Origin of the sequence: uncultured Zhongshania sp. (genome assembly GCF_963975605.1) — a bacterium.
In the GTDB taxonomy this organism is placed as follows: Bacteria; Pseudomonadota; Gammaproteobacteria; order Pseudomonadales; family Spongiibacteraceae; genus Spongiibacter; species Spongiibacter aquimaris.
Genome location: NZ_CAXBHN010000007.1, coordinates 106,186 through 120,327 on the forward strand (window position 1 = coordinate 106,186; position 14,142 = coordinate 120,327).

Here is a 14,142-nt window from a genome sequence, read left to right on the forward strand (position 1 = left end):
TAGTGAGCTATTGGCCAGTGAAATTGGCTGCGCGCTTTTCAACGAAGGCCGTAACTCCTTCGTCAAAATCAGCTGTTTGACCGGCTATTTTTTGCAGTTCGCGTTCAGTTTCCAGGCTGGCTTCCCAAGTTGAATCGACGGCTGCCCATACTGCTTTTCGGATTAGACTTAGTGCGACCGTCGGGCCCCTGGCGAGTGACAGGGCGGTATTGAAGGCCTCTTCTTCCAAGCTCTCGTCTGCAACAACACGATTAATTAGTGCCCACTCTAAGGCTTTCTCGGCACTTAGGCGGTCGCCCGTTAACATTAATTCCATGGTGCGGGCGCGGCCAATTGTGCGGCTGAGCAAGTGGGTGGCGCCACCGTCGGGAACAAGTCCGATTTTTGAAAAAATTTGAATAAACGTCGCATTTTCACTGGCGACGATCATGTCGCCTGCAAGTGCTAGTGAGGCACCGAACCCCGCGGCGCTGCCACGAACCGCGCTGATCCACGGGATTGGCAGGTTCTTGAGTTTGAGCATAATGGGGTTAAGGTATTTCTCAAGAATTAAGCCGATATCGCGTTGGCTTCGATCAGCAGGTAAAGGGGTGAGGGGGTTGCTGGGGTTAAGGGATGCACCTGAGCAAAACCCGCGCCCAGCACCGCAGAGGATCATTGCACGGGCATTTTTGGCGAGGTAATCAATGGCTTCATCAATCTCTTTGACCATGACCGGCGTAAGCGCATTTAGGGTAGATGGTGCGTTCAGGGTGAGAATGCCGACGGAATCGCGGATCTCTACTGTGATTTCCTGGAAGTTCATTTTTTAATCCTTTGCTCGTTGCGTCGAGACCTGCTGTGGTCGCTTAGTAGCGGTAACACGCCTTAGGTTTTATTATAAGATCGCTGCCAAGGGCTTTTACCTGCGGGCCTTATGGTGACCCAATCAATCTTGATTTGGTACTCCTTGTTAATGTTAATCCAGCTTGCAAGATAAAGAATCGCTAGAACATTATTCGTACGGCATGGGGAGTAAGCCTGAATTTGAGTGGTCGCGTAAGCGCTTGAATTATCGTGCAAGTAGACGTTAATTCGGAAATCTCCTTCATTCCTTGTTATTCTTCGTCGCCGCAGAAATAAGGACATACACACCTTTCGCCATGAAATCCCTATCCATTTACCTATGCTAACTGACGAACAAGTTCTGGTTACCCGCCATACCCGTGATCATGCTCGGGTGACCGCAGTTGCTGGTGCAGGTAAAACCACCACAATGGTGCAATACCTACTCGAACGGTTGCGAGCAGGTATGGACCCCCGCTTAGTTAGGGTCGTTATGTTTAATAAGGCGGCGCAGGAAGATTTCAGTCGGAAACTGCTGCTGGCCTCCGCTTCCTCAATTAGTTTGCCGCCGGTGCGCACCTTTCATGCGATGGGGCGAAACCTTGCCATAGCATTGGCAAAGGAAGGGCATTTACCGCCGTTTGATCCTGCACCATTGAGTGAAGCACAGCTTCGAATCGAAATGCTGCGAGCATTGCAAGCATCGGCGGGTACCTCGGGACAGCGGGCAGCAATTGCCGATGAGCAGCAGCAATGGTTAGATGCCTTCGCGGGCTTTGTCGATTTGGCAAAGTCTAATTTACAAGCACCAGAAACAACCTTTTTCGCGGCGGCTTATCCTGATCAATACCAATTGTTCATAGAGGCTTTCGCGCGTTTTGAACAGTGGCGCAAATCAGCTGGGCGAGTGACGTTCGCTGATTATCTCTATGACCCATGTTGTGCGCTGCTTGCAGACCCCAAATTGGGTGAGTTTCTCGCGAATCGCGTCGACTTGTTTGTTGTCGATGAGTTTCAGGATATCAACGACATCCAGTTTTATCTTTTGAAAACGCTTGCAGGTGATCGCGCGCGCCTGCAAGTGGTTGGCGATGCCGATCAATGTATTTACGAATTTAGAGGTGCGCGACCCGACTATATGCTCAAGCATTTTGGTGATAGTTATCCCCATAGTAACTATCAAATGTCGCGCACATTTCGCTACGGTCATCAGTTAGCTCTAGCCGCAGCACATCTTATTGCCAATAACCAACGACGGGAGCCGGTACTGTGTATCAGCGCTGATACTGCGCCTGCCACTAAAATTGAACTTTGCCTGCAAACAGCTGATGGCGACACATTGGCGGAAGTGTGTTTGAGCGAACATGCCAATGGTCGGCCATTTAAAGATTTGGTGTTTCTCTGTCGCACATGGGCGCAGGCCGCGCCGGTTGAATTGGTGTTATTGCAGCGGGGAATTCCCAATCGTATAAGTGGCGGTAGCCGGGTGCTAGAGCGGCAAGAAATTAAAGTGTTGCTGATTTTGCTACGTATCATGGCGGGGCGATTTTACGAGCAAAATCCGGCAGATTGCGAGCAACAGCTTTTCGACTGTTTGCGTTTCTCCGAGTTAAAAATTAAGCACGATGTTTTGCGTCGTTATGCCCAAAAGGCATTGCGAGATGGTCAGGGCTTCAGCGCCTTAAATTTATCTGACGACGATTTATCAATTTATCAAGAGCAGCGACTTCAGCGCTTAGCCGAGGCGCTAGTGAAGCTGGAAAGATCATCTAGTGCGAGTGTTGGCCTGAATGAATTTTTAGCAGGACTGGATTTACTGAAACTGATTCGCGACAACGCGCTCAGCAAGGAAGAGGGCGAGAATAGAGCGGCAACAATCAGTGCCTTTGTTGGCTTTATTACCATGCAAGCCGAGCAAGACCCCGCAGCGATTATCAATTTGATTCAGGGAATGGGCCTGGCGGGGGGCGTGCTAAGTGATCGTGACGCCTTGGTCGATGCCGTTACCATCACAACGATGCACCGTAGCAAAGGCTTGGAGTGGCCAGTGGTTATTTTGCCGGGCTTGAGTGCGCATTATATGCCGTATCAGGCCGGCAACCGTCGGCGTCCTGATGCGGATCAACAAGAGTCAGAGCGGCGCTTGATGTATGTAGCCATGACACGAGCCATTAATGCCTTGTATCTCTTTGCCCCCGGTATTGACTGCCGCAATGGCTGGCTTGGCGGCCTGCGGCCAGAGCTGAATTTACTGCCAAGTCCCTTTTTGCAGGAAATGAATATACCGTTGGCAAAAGCGATTGGCGCTGCGCTTGATACCAGGGAGAAACCTTTCGCGGCGTCAAGCTTAGCGAACACCGCTGTTGGCGTGGCATATCTGGAAGCGCTGGGTCTAGATATTGAATTTACAGTTAGGGCGTCTGGCAACAAATTTGACTATGGCGTTTGTGTCCGTCATAGCGAGTATGGTGATGGTCGTATTACCGCAATCGACGAGCACGGACTGACAGTTCATTTTACAAACCAACAGGTGTATTTTTCGTCGTTGCATGTTGAACATGTGCTGCAAGTTATTGATACGAAAAACGAGATTGGGCCTGAACTAGAAAATGCCGCAGAATTTATCAGTGGCGATGTATTGGCTCATTCAAAGTTTGGTCGCGGTGTTGTGTCGTCGATTGATACCCGCTTTATTCACGTGCGGTTTCGAGAGGGGACCAAAACCTTCCGCCGTGATCTCTTCCGTGCAACCCGCGTCAGTTCGCGCAGTTAAGCGTTTCGCTAGCGGCCAAGCAGAACCTTATTGCCGGCAAAGTGTCAGACACAGAATAAGGCGGTTTTCCGCTCTTATTTCCCCCGAGGTGGATATGAACATAACAAGCTTAAAAGTCGGTCTGACGATATTCTTGAGTTTTTCTTTACTAGCCTGCGGTGGTGTTAAAGACGAGAAGATGGGTTTGGATGAGCGTATAGCGGAGTATGGCTATCGTCCCGGTGAAAATGTTGATCAAATTCAAGCGTATAGAATCAGCGATTGGACGTATTTAGACGATCATCATTTCATGTTTAGCAATGGACTGTCGGATCACTATCTTATTAGCCTGAAAAACGCCTGTGGTGAATTGCGCAGTTCTGAAACGCTGGCGTTTAAAACTCGGACGAGCACATTAACGAAATTTGACGTAGTGATCGTGCCCCAGTCCGGCGTCAATAAGCGTTGCAGTATCGAGTCAATATCGAGATTGACCCCGGCTGACTAAATACGCTTATTGCGTTAATTGAATATCGGCAAAACTGCAGACGCACTGATGTTGTGGATGCGTCGCAACGTTTTCTGACTCGCGTTGAACCCACGCGGTTTGCATACCTGCTTCGGCGGCCGCATTTACCTCCTCAACAATATCCGACAAAAAGAGAATTTCAGAGGCGGGCAGGTTTATCTGCTGCTGTATTCGCCGGTAAGATTCCCAGTCTCGCTTTGCTCCGCTTGTGGTGTCGAAGTAGTTTTTAAATAAATATCGTAAATCCCCGCCTTCGTTAAAGCCGAAGAATAATTTTTGTGCGTGAATTGAGCCGGAAGAATACACATACAACTCCAGTCCCTGTTTATGCCATGCAATGAGTTTTTCAAGCGCGTCTGGATAGATGTGTGCCTGGAAGTCGCCGTTGCGATAACCGTACTCCCAAATCATTCCCTGTAAGGATTTTAGGGCGGTATTTTTCTTGTCTTCCGCTATCCAGTCGAGCAGTTGAGCAATTAAGGCTTCGGTGTCTGCGATATCGATTTTCGCGTCGGTCGCAACATCGCGTAAGGCGACTTCGACCGCATCGTCACCGCGTTGCTGGCGGATAAAATCAGCTAGGTTTTGAGCGGCGTAGGGAAACAGCACCTGGTGTACAAACTGAATTGAACTGGTAGTGCCTTCTATATCGGTAAGGATAGCCTTGATCACAAAGAATTCCTTTTTAACGGCGCTATGCGTCAAGTCGTGAGTAGCGACTGGCGATGTCTTCACCGGTGTAATTGGCGACCCAGCCATCTGGATTGTTAAAAAAGCGAATGGCAACCAGGTTTGGCTCAGGGCCGAGGTCAAACCAGTGTTTGGTATTGGCCGGTACACTCAATAGATCACCTTTTTCACACAAGACTTCATAGATTTTGTTGTCGATGTGGAGTGCAAATAAACCTTGGCCCTCAACAAAGAAACGCACCTCGTCTTCACTGTGGGTGTGCTCGTCTAAAAACTTTAAGCGCAGCGCGTCTTTCTGCGGATTGTTGCTGGCGATGCTAATGACATCGACGCTTTGATAACCCTGTTCGCTGACGAGTCGTTTGACGTCGCTATCGTAGGCGGACAAAACAGATTCTTGATTGTCACCGGCTGCGATATCGTCGCGGGTTTGCCATTGTTCAAAGCGCACACCGGCGCTTTGAAGCTGTCGGTGAATGTGTTCGGGTGTACTTGTCGTCGATAGCGATTGGCTGGCATCGGTGTCGAGGAAGATAGTTAGTTGGCTCATCGTCGCTCCCTAGCGCGCAAGGCGCAGCAATTCTAATTCACAGTGCAACAGAAAGTCTAAAGCCTCTAAATTGCGCATGCAGCTATTGAGATCTTTACCCCAGCAGTAGACGCCGTGACCGCGGATTATATAGCCGGGACAATGTGCTTGTGCCGTTAAATAGCGATCACTTTCAGCGGCGAGGGCGCTGATGTCCTGGGTGTTTTCAAAGATCGGAATATCAAGGCTGCTGGCGTGGGTGTCGAAGCCATCGAAGGCTTTTATCAATTCGTAATCCGCGAGGGTAATTGCCTGGGCGTTTGGCAGTGCCTTCGAAATGACGGTCACGACCGGCGAGTGGCAGTGCAATACCGCACCAATCTCAGGGAAGCGTTGATATAACTGGGTGTGTAGTTCGGTTTCTGCCGACGGCTTGCCGTCGCTAATGGGCTTGCCCGTCAGATCGACGGCAATAAAATCTGTCGGGCTAAGCTGGCCCTTGTGTTTCCCCGATGCGGTAACAATTGCAGAGTTGGCGTTTAGGCGGGCAGAGAAATTCCCGCTGGTGGCAGGAACCCAGCCGCGCTGGTAAATATCTTCGCCGACCGCGGCAAGTGCAATCGCTTGTTGATAAAAGAACTTACTATCGATCATAAGCCTAGCTGCTATTTCCTTTTATTCGCGTTTAGGTGTGCTGTTACCTTGGCGCGATCAGGTTGGTGAATAATCCCGTACTCGGTAACGATAGCATCGATCAATTGTGCGGGGGTAACGTCAAAAGCAGGGTTGTTGGTAACGACATTTTCTGGCGCCACGCGCTGGCCGAAACTGTGGGTTATTTCGTCTGCCGGCCGCTGTTCGATTGGGATTTGTGGGCCGTCGAGTAATGCATCAAAGGTGCTGGTTGGTGCGGCAACCATGACTTTGGCGCCGTGGTGTTTGGCGATAATGGCAAGGTTGTAGGTGCCGATTTTATTGGCCGCATCGCCATTTGCCGCAACGCGGTCAGCGCCGACAATCACCCAGCTGGGTTTGTGTTCTCGCATTAAGTGGGCAGCTGCACCCTCTATTGCCAAGGTTACCGGAATGCCGTCTTGCATTAACTCCCAGCTTGTTAGGCGCGCACCCTGCAGCCACGGCCGTGTTTCGCCAGCAAAGACCCCACGGATTTTTCCGTCGCGATGAGCTGAGCGGATAACGCCTAAGGCGGTGCCATAGCCCCCGGTAGCCAGCGCGCCAGCATTGCAATGAGTGTAAACAATGCTGTCGGCTGGAATTAAGCTGGCGCCAAAGTCACCAATGCGTTGATTGATTTCAATGTCTTCAGCGTGGATATGCACCGCTAATTTAGTAAGCGCTGGAATTAACGCGTCGCCATTGCCGTGTTCGGCAATGACCTGGTCACAGCGAGCCAATGCCCAGAATAAATTTACTGCTGTGGGCCGTGAATTGGCTAGTGCGTCACGAGCTGGGCGCAACGCGTTTTGCCAGGCATCCACGCTGGTGGGCGAGGTAGTGAGCTTTTGCGCCGCCAGTAATATTCCGTATGCAGCGGTAATGCCTATTGCTGGCGCGCCGCGAACGACCATCGCGCGAATTGCATCTGCGACGGCGAAGGGATCGTCATACTGGAGGTATTCGCAGCGTGTAGGTAAAACACGCTGATCCAGTAATTGCAGTTGATTATTTGACCAGATGATAGCGCTGGGAGTAGACACTGATTACCTCCACGTTTCGGGGCCAGAATTATAAGGCAGTGAGGGCTCGGCTACACTACCCGAGGGATGGTTTTCTCTTGCAGTATTTAAAAATCGTCGACAACAGGGCTTATTTGCGGGCTTTTTCGCTGTAAACTGCTTTGCTATTTGATGCTCAAGATTATCGATGGTGGTCCAATAACTCGATGGTTTTATGATGCTTACGTGGAGTTTGGGAGTTCGATATGTCTGATTACTGGGTCTGGCTCTCTGTCGGCGCATTCATTGTGGCGGTGCTAGCGGTGATTGCCGGTCGCTTGATGTGGCGTTTGCAGCGCCAAACTCGCGCTGAAAACATGGGCTTGCAGCGCGCGCAACAGGAGGCAATGGCAGAACAAACTGAAGCGCAAGGCGGTATTAATATTCTGGCACGCTGTTATTTGGGAGGCCAGCTCGGTGGCAGCGAGCTTGCACTTCGTATTGCGGTGTTGGCGGAGACCGCAAACCTAGACTCGAATTACAATAAGGATACGCTGGTATTTACTGAGATGGCGGCGGCTCTGGCTCATATACCGACTCATCAAGATTGGAAGCGGTTAAGTGCTGAGCGGCGCGCTAAATACGGCGCGGAGATGGCGCTGTTAGAGGGAAAATACAGTGAACAACTGCGAGCCGCTGCGCAAGCGCTTGTGAATTAGCGAGCACCTCGACGCCTGAGTCGCACTCACTTTTTGGGTACCTGGCGCTGCACTAAACTACTTAAGCCATCGACCATATCTTGTTGAAATTGTAGCTGCGCTTCGAGCTGGTCCGGGTGCAAGGGGTCGACGCCAAATATGGCTTTATGAAGCGGCGCTAAAGTGACATAGCCCAGAATCATGCAGTGGAAGGCCATGGCGGTGGGTACGTTGATCCACTCTTTATCGGGGTTGCTTGCTGGGTCGCTAATGGTAGAAAAGAACTTTCGATACCAGCGGTCACTTAATAGGTCTAGTGTTTCATCCCTCGCAAGAGTGGCGTGCTGGACGATTCTTGCGGTGTTTGGCTTGTTGGCCAGTAACGACATAACCTGATGAATCTGTTGGCGGGTCTCAGCGAAGTCAGCATCGGCTGCCATTCCGCGAGTCGCATCGGCAAGTGGCGCAAACAGACGCTGGCAAACCTGCTCGTAAATATCGAGTTTATTGTTGAAATGCTTGTAAATACCAGGGCTGCTGATGCCGACCTGAACGGCAATTTCGCTGACCGACGTGGCGCCAAAACCCTGTTGGGCAAATAGATCTTCCGCGATATCGAGAATGCGTTCTTTGGTATTGCGGCGGCTAGCCATAATATTGTCCTATTCTTACTTTTTAGTATGCGTTCTATTGTTGCACAATCAGCCAAACCAATGCGGTGGCGCTGCCCAAGCTGACTAGCAGCATGCCGAAGGCTTGCCAGCGATAGCGTTTGCTCAGCGATTCTGGCTCCGAACTCGCAATGATATAGGGTTGTCGGCGGCTGGGCGAATAGCTAATGGTATGAACCGGGTTCAGCGGTGCCTGTTTGCTTACGTTGCGCTCCGCTTTACGCAGGGCTTCCGCTCTCGCTAATTCCCACTCTTGCAGATTAATTTCCCCGTCACCATTACGATCAAAACGGGCAGTTAGTTTATCGTAATCCTGTTTCCATTCATTAAGAACCTTTGCCATTTCGGCGTCTCGGGCGGCGTTTGGATTCGGTGGGTGGCGGGTCTCAAACAGGCCGATGATATATAAAAGGTCGTCGGTGCACAGCATTTCCTCGGTGTAGCGGTAGCGTTTTCCGAATAGGTTCATCCCGCCTGTTCTGCTGGGGTGACGTGAATTACCCTGCCATGTCCTTTTGCGCTGGGTGCTCACGTCGGCGCGGCTAGGCATGACATAGCAGTCGCCGCTGCCGTCGTTCAAAGTGAAGGCCTGTGTGCTGGTGTGTTTCTCAATGCTGCGCCAGCTACTGTTTTTGCCAGAGGATTCGTAGCGTTCGATATTGTAGCGAAACCACAGGCAGGGTGTTTTGCTAAGACCACTTAATAGCAGGGCCTCTGGACCTACCTTTGCAAAGCCGATCAGCTCAACATAGCCCTGGTGGGCCGAGCGAATTTTAGAGGTGGGGGTGTCTTCAATAATTCTGGCAGCCATTAGGCTTTTGATACTGGCGATGGCACTGACAAGAGCGATAAGCCCGCAAATCGTCAGTGCTAAATAATCTGTTTGCATCTTGAGCGCGTCTAAGTCTAGCTAAATAAAGATTTTACATCGACATCGCTTAATTCTTCTTTTCTAAATTGCAGCAAGTCAAAGGCGCCAAAGCGAAACCAGCGGGCAATAATCACATCGGGAAATTGCTCAATACGGACGTTGTTGTTATTTACAGCCTCATTATAAACCTCGCGCCGGTCGGCGATGGCATTTTCCAGCGCTGATATCCGGTTTTGCAAGGTGGTGAAAGTACTGTCCGCTTTTAGTTCTGGATAATTTTCTGCCAGTGCAAATAATTGCCCCATCGACGTGCGCAATCCTGTTTCGGCTTGTCCCAGGGCCTTTATGTCATGGCTGGACTGGGCGTCAGCAACGTGCTGTCTGGCGGCTATGACCTTGGTGAGGGTGTCCTGCTCGTGGCGCATATACTGTTTGCAGGTTTCGATCAGTTTGGGTAATTCGTCGTGGCGCTGTTTAAGGAGTACATCGATATTCGCCAGGTGCTTGGCAACATTGTGTTTGAGGTTGACTAGGCCATTATACAGCGTGACCAAATACACAATGCCAAATCCGAGTATGCAGAGGAAGACTATAAATCCGATTTCCATGTCGAGATTCCTTATTAGAGTGTGGTACTGAGTAATCAGCCACTGATCTTAGTACAAAGTTAATTTTAGGCATCAAAGCGGATGCGCATGGTTTTGATACCGTTAACGAAATAGGAGCGAATATAGGCAATCTCGCCCTGTAAGCTAGGGTTTCGCAGCCGAGTGATAATTTCTTCGAACATAACCTGCAGCTCAAGCCTCGCCAGATGGGAGCCGATACAAAAGTGCTGGCCGATACCGAAAGAGCGCAGTTGCTGGCCAAGTTTTGGCATGCGCTCGCTGCGGCGGACATCGAAGCGCATAGCATCCTCACCGAAAACCGCTTCGGAGTGATTCACCGCATGGTAGTGAAGAATGACCTTGTCGCCAGCGCGCAGCTGCTGGCCACCAAGTTCAATGTCTTCGGTTGCGGTCCGGCGCATTTGAATAAAAGCTGTGTTGTAACGCAGTATCTCATCGATGGCATCGACTATTTTATCAGGGTTTTGAACAAGGAATTCTAACTGGTCGGGGTGCTCCATTAACAAGCGCATCCCCTGTGATATCACTGTGCGGGTCGATTCATTGCCGCCGACAAGAATAAGTATGAACATCCACGCGAAATCTTCTTCGGTAATCGGTTCACCATCTACATTGCCATCGAGTAGTGCGCCGGTAATATTATTCATTGGCTGTTGGCGGTGTTGGGCGGCCAGCGCGAGTGCGTAGTTAATACATTCGCCGGCGGCGATTTGGCCATCTTCAATACTGGTTGCCATGTCGGGATCGTCGGCAAACATCATGGTATTGGTCCATTCAAAGAATTGATTGCGATCTTCTAGGGGAACACCGAGTAATTCTAAGATGGCGATCAGGGGAAGCTCGGCGGCAACTTCTTCTACAAACTCACATTCACCGCGGTGCACAATGCGGTCAATAATCTGCTTTGCGTGTGCTCTAAATGCTGGCTCGTAGGTGTTTACCCGCTTTGGTGTGAACGCTTCACGCACGATACGTCGCACTTTCTGATGACGCGGCGGATCCATATTAATGATGGTGTGACAGTGAATGAAATCAACTTCGTCCTGGGGGATCTCCATGGGGAAAGCAGTTCGCATCGCGGAGGAGAACAGTGCGGGATTTTTACTAACAAAATCTAACTCTTGCTGACCGACTACCGCCCAATACGGAATGTCGGTCAGAGGGTCCGCTATTTTTACAACCGGGCCGTATTGCCGTATGTCTTTAAGGCTCTCATAGGGCATACCTTGTGCGTACGTGTCTGGGTTTAACAAGTTAGCAAAGGGGCATTGCGACATAGAATAAATAGCTCTTTGACAAAGGAAGTGCCGTTTGGCTGCGGTATCCGCAGCCTTGCGGCAGCCTAATTTCGCGTCCAATCGGGCGCTGGCAGCCCCATATTTTCTAGAAAAACGGGATTGAATAATTTGCTTTTGTAGCGGTCGCCGTAATCGCAAAGGATCGTCACTATGGTGTGGCCGGGACCAAGCTTGCGCGCGAGTTTTACCGCTCCGGCGATATTGATTGCCGACGAGCCGCCAAGGCAGAGCCCTTCGTGGCGGAGCATATCGAAAATATATGGCAGGGCTTCTGCGTCGCTAATTTCAAATGCCTCGTCTACTGATGCCCGTCGTAGATTGTCAGTGACCAAGCTGATACCTATACCTTCGGCTATGGAGCGGCCTTCGCTGCGCAGTTCGCCATTGGTAAAGTAGTTGTATAGCGACGAACCCATTGGGTCGGCAATGCCGATAGTGACATCAGGCTTGTGTGCTTTTAGAGCGCGACTGACACCGGCAAGTGTGCCGCCGGTACCTACCGCGCAAATAAAACCGTCGATTTGGCCGCCGGTTTGTTCCCAAATCTCTTGGCCTGTGGTGGTCTCATGAATGTCGCAATTCGCGATATTATCAAACTGACGGGCCCATACCGCGCCGTGGGGTTCGGTCTCATTTAAGCTTTCGGCAAGACGTCGTGCTGTGTGAATGTAGTGATTGGGGTCACTGTAACTGGTGGCTGGAACGAGACGCAGGTCGGCGCCGTATAAGTCGAGTAATTCTATTTTCTCGCGGCTTTGGCTATGGGGCATAACCACCACGCTGCGATAGCCCAAGGCGTTGGCAATTAAGCTTAGGCCGATGCCGGTGTTGCCTGCAGTTCCTTCCACGATGGTTCCGCCGGGGCGCAGTGTGCCTTTTTTTTCTGCATCGCGGATAATGCCCAGCGCGGTGCGGTCTTTCACAGAACCACCGGGGTTGAGAAATTCTGCTTTACCTAGGATGGTACAGCCGGTGAGTTCAGATACTTGTTTGAGATGCAGCAAGGGGGTGTTGCCGATCAGGTCTGGCATTGATTTAGCGCTGGGCAAAAGCATGTTTTTCTCCGTGTTTTTCAACCCTAATGGTATAGCTGGTAGCGGATGGCAGCAATGCTAATTATCTGTCTGACTGTGCTAATCTTGTTTGCGCGTGACGATAAAGACAATTGCACGGGTATTCTTAGTAAAAGTCTTCGAGTAATCGTCGTTAGCGAATACTTGGGGCGCGGTTAGAGGCTGTTTATGCTAAAAATAATAATTCGGGGTTTAGTCTGCGCGGTGTTTTTTTTCGGCGGTGTGGCACATTTTGTCTTTGCAGAAGATTTTGTGGGTATTGTGCCTCCCTTGTTGCCGTGGCCCTTAGCAATTGTTTGGGCAACGGGTATTATGGAGTTTGGCTTGGTGCTCGGTATTTTAATGCCCAAATGGCGGGTAATAACGGGGAAATTAGCCGCCATTTATTGTTTGTTAGTGCTGCCAGCTAATATTTATCAAGCGATGAACGACGTGCCAATATTTGGAGCACAGGTCACGCCGGAACTACTTTTTTTGCGTATTCCGCTGCAATTTGTATTGATAGCCGCGATCTTATGGTCTACCAATGATAGTGATAGAAGAGTGATCCAAAAGTCTACCGGGGCCGTATAGGCGCCGAATTAAGGGGTTTTCAATGGCAGAGATTGCCACCGAGCAGGAACGCAGTGGTGAGTTTTGGGCCGATTGTATGGCTCGCATTGCAGAAAGTCGTGATAAAGACAGTTTTATGTTGTTGTTTGACCATTTCTCTCCCCGAGTGAATGCGTATTTATTGGGGCAGGGAGCGGCGGCGTCGATTGCGGAAGATCTTGCGCAGGAGGCCTTATTGGCGTTATGGAATAAGGCTCACCTTTACCATAGAGATAAGGCAGCGGTTAGCACCTGGTTATTTAGGGTGGCCAGAAATCTATGGATCGACAAATTACGTAAGCAGAGAGGTATAGCTTATGAGTCCGACGATAACTTAGAGGAGACTGTTGACGCCGATGTTCGCTTGAATGCGGACGGTGAACGCCTGAAAGCGGTGCTGGATACCTTGCCAGTCAATCAGGCTCAGGTAGTTTATAAATCGTATTATGAAGGCAAAAGTCACAGTGAAATTGCGGAAGAAACAGGAATGCCTCTAGGTAGTGTGAAGTCGAGTTTACGGCTGGCGATTAAAGCTTTCCGTCAGTATTTTGGAGAAAATGGCGTATGAGCCAGATAGAACATCACCCTCAAGATGATACTTTGTTTAGTTACGCCGCAGGCTCTTTGCCGGCGGCGCTAGCCTTGGTAGTAGGGTGCCATTTACAGGTTTGTTCGACGTGTCGGTCGCAGGTGCGCTCAGGCGAAAGCTTGGGTGGCGAGTTAATGACAGCGCTTGCACCGAAAACGCTGTCTGATCGCGCTAGAGCGAATGTTTTACAGCGGTTAGATATGCAGCAATCACAGTCTGATTGCGAGCAGGTGAGCGTGGGATCGGAAACTATTGTTAGTCCGGCCGCGCCAGTTAAAGGTGCTATGCCGTCTCTGCTACAGAAGATTTTGAAAGAGCAGGATTTTGACGCCTTACCTTGGAAGAAAACGATTGCGCCTGGCTTAAAGCAAATTGTTATCGATTGCGACGAAGGGCAGGCACGCCTATTGCGAATTACTGCCGGTCAAAAAATGCCGGTGCATAGCCATCGTGGTAGCGAACTGACACTGATTCTTAGTGGTGGCTACAGCGATACGCTTGGTCAATTTAATGCCGGTGACGTGGCAGATCTGGACGGTAGTACTGAGCATCAGCCTTTGGCAGACGACGATATGGATTGTATCTGCTTAGCTGGGATGGATGCACCACTGCTATTTAAAGGTTGGCTGGCGAAGTTAATTCAGCCGTTTGTCGGTATGTAATAGCGGGCATGTATTCGGTGCTTTAAACGCGAGAAAGACGTTAAAAACAAAAAAGGCAG

The 14,142-nt window shown here is 50.3% G+C and carries 16 protein-coding genes; 6 read left to right on the top strand and 10 right to left on the bottom strand.

The annotated features are described in order from the left end of the window. Positions 1 to 7 precede the first annotated feature (7 nt). Entirely contained in the window at positions 8 to 805 is a 798-nt protein-coding gene (locus tag AAC007_RS08580) for an enoyl-CoA hydratase-related protein (RefSeq protein ID WP_295872853.1), read from the bottom strand. Between the two features lie 360 nt (positions 806 to 1,165). On the opposite strand from AAC007_RS08580, the gene AAC007_RS08585 reads away from it, so the two are divergent. Then, positions 1,166 to 3,598: an ATP-dependent helicase gene (locus AAC007_RS08585; RefSeq protein ID WP_339675990.1), complete on the top strand. Its 2,433-nt coding sequence runs from the start codon at positions 1,166 to 1,168 to the stop codon at positions 3,596 to 3,598. Between the two features lie 94 nt (positions 3,599 to 3,692). Continuing rightward, a complete protein-coding gene (locus tag AAC007_RS08590; RefSeq protein ID WP_339675991.1) occupies positions 3,693 to 4,085 on the top strand; it encodes a DUF6491 family protein in 393 nt (130 codons plus the stop codon). 6 nt (positions 4,086 to 4,091) lie between these two features. On the opposite strand, the gene mtnC is transcribed toward AAC007_RS08590, so the two are convergent. The 4 genes from mtnC to mtnA are packed head-to-tail and all read right to left on the bottom strand — an operon-like array spanning position 4,092 to position 7,043. After that, on the bottom strand, positions 4,092 to 4,778 hold the full coding sequence (mtnC, locus tag AAC007_RS08595) for an acireductone synthase (protein ID WP_339675992.1): 687 nt from the start codon (positions 4,776 to 4,778) through the stop codon (positions 4,092 to 4,094). Between the two features lie 22 nt (positions 4,779 to 4,800). Continuing rightward, positions 4,801 to 5,346, bottom strand: coding sequence for a cupin (locus AAC007_RS08600; protein WP_339675994.1), 546 nt, complete (start codon positions 5,344 to 5,346; stop codon positions 4,801 to 4,803). Between the two features lie 9 nt (positions 5,347 to 5,355). Then, on the bottom strand, positions 5,356 to 5,979 hold the full coding sequence (locus tag AAC007_RS08605; protein WP_339675996.1) for a methylthioribulose 1-phosphate dehydratase: 624 nt from the start codon (positions 5,977 to 5,979) through the stop codon (positions 5,356 to 5,358). Positions 5,980 to 5,990: 11 nt separating this feature from the next. Continuing rightward, on the bottom strand, positions 5,991 to 7,043 hold the full coding sequence (gene mtnA / locus AAC007_RS08610) for an S-methyl-5-thioribose-1-phosphate isomerase (RefSeq protein WP_339675999.1): 1,053 nt from the start codon (positions 7,041 to 7,043) through the stop codon (positions 5,991 to 5,993). 224 nt (positions 7,044 to 7,267) lie between these two features. Between mtnA and AAC007_RS08615 the strand changes: the two genes are divergently transcribed. Further along, positions 7,268 to 7,720: a DUF2489 domain-containing protein gene (locus tag AAC007_RS08615; RefSeq protein ID WP_339676001.1), complete on the top strand. Its 453-nt coding sequence runs from the start codon at positions 7,268 to 7,270 to the stop codon at positions 7,718 to 7,720. 26 nt (positions 7,721 to 7,746) lie between these two features. Here the strand turns inward: AAC007_RS08615 and AAC007_RS08620 are convergent, their stop codons facing one another. The 5 genes from AAC007_RS08620 to AAC007_RS08640 all read right to left on the bottom strand — a co-directional run bounded on the left by AAC007_RS08620 (position 7,747) and on the right by AAC007_RS08640 (position 12,223). Then, entirely contained in the window at positions 7,747 to 8,352 is a 606-nt protein-coding gene (locus AAC007_RS08620; protein WP_295872837.1) for a TetR/AcrR family transcriptional regulator, read from the bottom strand. Between the two features lie 34 nt (positions 8,353 to 8,386). Then, positions 8,387 to 9,259 carry a GIDE domain-containing protein gene (locus AAC007_RS08625; RefSeq protein WP_339676003.1) on the bottom strand — a complete coding sequence of 291 codons (873 nt, stop codon included), beginning with the start codon at positions 9,257 to 9,259 and terminating at the stop codon, positions 8,387 to 8,389. Positions 9,260 to 9,276: 17 nt separating this feature from the next. Next, positions 9,277 to 9,849, bottom strand: a complete 573-nt coding sequence (locus AAC007_RS08630; RefSeq protein ID WP_295872833.1) for a LemA family protein — start codon at positions 9,847 to 9,849, stop codon at positions 9,277 to 9,279. A gap of 65 nt (positions 9,850 to 9,914) precedes the next feature. After that, positions 9,915 to 11,147, bottom strand: a complete 1,233-nt coding sequence (locus AAC007_RS08635) for a cytochrome P450 (RefSeq protein WP_339676004.1) — start codon at positions 11,145 to 11,147, stop codon at positions 9,915 to 9,917. A gap of 65 nt (positions 11,148 to 11,212) precedes the next feature. After that, the gene (locus AAC007_RS08640; RefSeq protein ID WP_339676005.1) at positions 11,213 to 12,223 is read right to left on the bottom strand and encodes a cysteine synthase A; all 1,011 of its coding nucleotides are present in this window, start codon (positions 12,221 to 12,223) and stop codon (positions 11,213 to 11,215) included. Positions 12,224 to 12,409: 186 nt separating this feature from the next. Here AAC007_RS08640 and AAC007_RS08645 point away from each other — a divergent pair, with 186 nt between their 5' ends. Genes AAC007_RS08645 through AAC007_RS08655 form a run of 3 tightly spaced genes read left to right on the top strand, consistent with a single transcriptional unit; the run spans position 12,410 to position 14,083 of the window. After that, positions 12,410 to 12,814, top strand: a complete 405-nt coding sequence (locus AAC007_RS08645; protein ID WP_339676006.1) for a hypothetical protein — start codon at positions 12,410 to 12,412, stop codon at positions 12,812 to 12,814. Between the two features lie 22 nt (positions 12,815 to 12,836). Beyond that, complete coding sequence (locus AAC007_RS08650) at positions 12,837 to 13,400, top strand: sigma-70 family RNA polymerase sigma factor (protein ID WP_295872825.1); 564 nt, start codon at positions 12,837 to 12,839, stop codon at positions 13,398 to 13,400. Beyond that, the gene (locus AAC007_RS08655) at positions 13,397 to 14,083 is read left to right on the top strand and encodes a ChrR family anti-sigma-E factor (RefSeq protein ID WP_339676008.1); all 687 of its coding nucleotides are present in this window, start codon (positions 13,397 to 13,399) and stop codon (positions 14,081 to 14,083) included. Before AAC007_RS08650 ends, AAC007_RS08655 begins: the two co-directional genes overlap by 4 nt. Positions 14,084 to 14,142 lie beyond the last annotated feature (59 nt).

What these genes read in the sequence shown, in the direction of transcription:
- AAC007_RS08580 (WP_295872853.1), bottom strand. Translation starts at nt 805, where the DNA reads ATGAACTTCCAGGAAATCACAGTAGAGATCCGCGATTCCGTCGGCATT.
- AAC007_RS08585 (WP_339675990.1), top strand. Translation starts at nt 1,166, where the DNA reads ATGCTAACTGACGAACAAGTTCTGGTTACCCGCCATACCCGTGATCAT.
- AAC007_RS08590 (WP_339675991.1), top strand. Translation starts at nt 3,693, where the DNA reads ATGAACATAACAAGCTTAAAAGTCGGTCTGACGATATTCTTGAGTTTT.
- AAC007_RS08600 (WP_339675994.1), bottom strand. Translation starts at nt 5,346, where the DNA reads ATGAGCCAACTAACTATCTTCCTCGACACCGATGCCAGCCAATCGCTA.
- AAC007_RS08605 (WP_339675996.1), bottom strand. Translation starts at nt 5,979, where the DNA reads ATGATCGATAGTAAGTTCTTTTATCAACAAGCGATTGCACTTGCCGCG.
- AAC007_RS08615 (WP_339676001.1), top strand. Translation starts at nt 7,268, where the DNA reads ATGTCTGATTACTGGGTCTGGCTCTCTGTCGGCGCATTCATTGTGGCG.
- AAC007_RS08620 (WP_295872837.1), bottom strand. Translation starts at nt 8,352, where the DNA reads ATGGCTAGCCGCCGCAATACCAAAGAACGCATTCTCGATATCGCGGAA.
- AAC007_RS08625 (WP_339676003.1), bottom strand. Translation starts at nt 9,259, where the DNA reads ATGCAAACAGATTATTTAGCACTGACGATTTGCGGGCTTATCGCTCTT.
- AAC007_RS08630 (WP_295872833.1), bottom strand. Translation starts at nt 9,849, where the DNA reads ATGGAAATCGGATTTATAGTCTTCCTCTGCATACTCGGATTTGGCATT.
- AAC007_RS08635 (WP_339676004.1), bottom strand. Translation starts at nt 11,147, where the DNA reads ATGTCGCAATGCCCCTTTGCTAACTTGTTAAACCCAGACACGTACGCA.
- AAC007_RS08640 (WP_339676005.1), bottom strand. Translation starts at nt 12,223, where the DNA reads ATGCTTTTGCCCAGCGCTAAATCAATGCCAGACCTGATCGGCAACACC.
- AAC007_RS08645 (WP_339676006.1), top strand. Translation starts at nt 12,410, where the DNA reads ATGCTAAAAATAATAATTCGGGGTTTAGTCTGCGCGGTGTTTTTTTTC.
- AAC007_RS08650 (WP_295872825.1), top strand. Translation starts at nt 12,837, where the DNA reads ATGGCAGAGATTGCCACCGAGCAGGAACGCAGTGGTGAGTTTTGGGCC.
- AAC007_RS08655 (WP_339676008.1), top strand. Translation starts at nt 13,397, where the DNA reads ATGAGCCAGATAGAACATCACCCTCAAGATGATACTTTGTTTAGTTAC.